Genomic DNA, 2,706 nt, shown 5'->3' with positions numbered 1-2,706 from the left:
AAATACGATTCCCCAATAGAACCCCAAGAAGGCAAAAATTTTAGAAACTATTCCAGGAATTGGTACAATTAACGCAAGTATTTTAAGCATCAAACCGGTTGAAGCATACGATTCTGCTAAGGATTTTGCTGCTTCACTTGGAATTGTCCCGAAACAAAATAGCACTGGAGGTAAGATCATTCTAGGAAGAATAACCAAGCAAGGTGATAGATATGCAAGAACAATGCTAATACAGGCTGGTAGGTCTTTATTGATGAGAAGCTATAAAACTAATCAGACATCAGGAGCGTTATCAGAATTTATTGAAAGATTAAAAGAAAAAGGGAAATCGTTCAATGTAATTGCAGTAGCTATAGCTAATAAATTGGCTAGAATCGCTTATGCCTGTCTGGTAAAGAACAGAAATTACCAATTGGTATAATAGTACTTAAGATTTAGGATAAATTATAAACTATATAATTTTTAAACTAGATAGGGGTAAAGAAATAAAAACAAAGTAGAATAATAAAACGGCGGGTTAAAGAGATAATACATAAGCATTCTGGATGAAATCCGAGCTAACGTCATGGTACCTAGATACCGCTAACTTGAGTGAATCTCTCCAGGATCTTAGACAGAATGCAAGAAACCATTATGGCACTTTGATGCCGAATATATGACTGCTTCATTTATCATTAACTGTTTTTTATTTTAGTACTTGTTTTTAACCAGGCGTCCATATATAACGGTGCCATATAATGTTATTGATGGTAATAATATTCCATGGTACAATGAGAATGATATACATATTATTGGTAGTACCATTTAGTAAACGAATAAATGATGATATATGCAAATTATCTTATAAAGGCTTGATTGTGGAAGATTTAGATAACTGGCGAGACAAATTTGAGGTATGTGTTTATGCTAAAAAGTTATTGGATAAAGTAAGTGCTCTAAACAAGATAGTAAGAACTATACCAGTAGATATTGAAGCAGTAAAGAAAGCAATCTACTATGCAAGGAAATATCATGGTAGTCAGATGCGTCGGTCTGGTGAGCCTTATTATTCTCATCCTATAGAAGTAGCTTGTATGGTTGCCGATTATCTATTTAGAACTGATATTATAGTAACAAGTATACTACATGATACTATAGAGGATACCGAGCTTACTAAAGAAAAAATAGCAGTATTATTTGGGGAGAAAATATCAAATCAAGTAATGGATTTAACAAGAGTCAAAGAATACAACAAAATTACTTCTGCTGAAATAGTTGAAATATTATATAAAGAGAAAAAACATGATGTACTTCTGATCAAGTTATTTGATAGACTCCATAACATGCAGACCATAGGTGCTAAATCTCCTGAGAAAATTAAAAAAATTGTAGACGAGACTATGTATCATTTTTTAGTGTTATCTAAATACTTGGGGTTATTAGACATAGAAGTTAATCTTATAAAATTATGTTCTGCTACTCTTACAATACCGGATTATTTTTTAGATCATTATCACTTATTTTCTTTGGATAATTACCAACTTCCTTTTCAAGTTTTTCAAAATGATATAGACCAAAAGTATATACTACAATTAAAGGAATTATTATAATCAATAATCCGTAGTGTCCAAAAATATGTACAAAATATGTGATCCCAAAAGATGTTATAATGTACATGAGAGCATGTGCTATTGCATATGTTACATTTGCATAAGTAAAACGTTTAAAAATGGGAAAATGTTTAAAAAATATTGGCATAGCTGGGGTTTGTGCAGGTCCGCATGTTATAGGTACTAGTTGTATTAATAATAAATGCAAAGGTGATGTTATATTATCTAATAAGTAGGGACAAAATATCATTATAAATGTAAATATTAATAATTTAACTTTTAATATTATTAATGGATATATCTTATAACTAAGATATATCATTATACAGTAGATTACTAATCCGATTGTTGAAACTATAAAATTTTGATGTATTACTTGTGCTGCAGTATAATGGAAAGAGTTTTTTAGAATATTTCCACAATGGATATAAGTAAAATATAAAGAGACTGGTCCTCCACATAATGTGAAAAAATTTGCAATTATTGTTTTCTTACTTACATTTTGTTGAATAATAGGATTAATCTTTTGAGCTTTTAATTTAGTTGCATCTAAGATATTTGTGATTCGTCGTTTTGCATTAACAAATTCTGGTGTTTCGCGAAGAGATGTTCTTGCTAAAAAGCCGATAACTGCTACAACTGCACCAATCCAAAAAGCGATTCGCCAATTAAAACCTTGTGAAGTTACTAGAGAAGCTACAGCTAAAGCAAAAGTACCACCTAAAGCAGATAAACAACCTATTAATGTAACAGCGGCATATTGTATAGGAGGTTTTATGATTTCAGTAATATAAATTCCAGCCCCTATTCTTTCACCCATTGATGAGATACCTTGTATCATGCGGCATACTGTCATAATGACAACAGCCTTCATTCCAATTTGGTCGTAAGTTGGTAAATTAGCCATAACAATACAAGAAATAGCCATCATAAATGTAGTAATAATAACAGTTACTTTTCTACCTATGGTATCACCTATATAGCCAAAAATTAATGCTCCAAAGGGTCTTAAGGCGTAAGTGGAGCAAAAAGCAGCAGCAGACAAAAATGCTGCTACATTTGGATCAGATTTTGGGAAGAATAACTCGTTGAGCAAAACTGCCATATGTACATAGAG

2 protein-coding genes and 1 pseudogene are annotated in these 2,706 nt (G+C 31.4%); 2 read left to right on the top strand and 1 reads right to left on the bottom strand.

Annotated features, from left to right (window positions below; all coding sequences use genetic code 11):
- The first annotated feature begins 37 nt into the window (after window positions 1-37).
- Both A452_RS12670 and A452_RS0107535 read left to right on the top strand, forming a co-directional pair.
- Entirely contained in the window at window positions 38-421 is a 384-nt protein-coding gene (locus A452_RS12670) for a transposase (protein ID WP_134820403.1), read from the top strand.
- 436 nt (window positions 422-857) lie between these two features.
- On the top strand, window positions 858-1,589 hold the full coding sequence (locus tag A452_RS0107535; protein ID WP_025999610.1) for an HD domain-containing protein: 732 nt from the start codon (window positions 858-860) through the stop codon (window positions 1,587-1,589).
- 133 nt (window positions 1,590-1,722) lie between these two features.
- Here the strand turns inward: A452_RS0107535 and A452_RS12365 are convergent.
- Window positions 1,723-2,694, bottom strand: a pseudogene (locus A452_RS12365) (MFS transporter); the annotation flags it as partial.
- Between the last annotated feature and the right edge of the window lie 12 nt (window positions 2,695-2,706).

Origin of the sequence: Rickettsia australis str. Phillips, assembly GCF_000273745.1 — a bacterium.
GTDB lineage: Bacteria > Pseudomonadota > Alphaproteobacteria > Rickettsiales > Rickettsiaceae > Rickettsia > Rickettsia australis.
The sequence above is the reverse complement of the archived record's forward strand: the minus strand, read 5'-3'. Positions and strand labels throughout refer to the sequence as shown.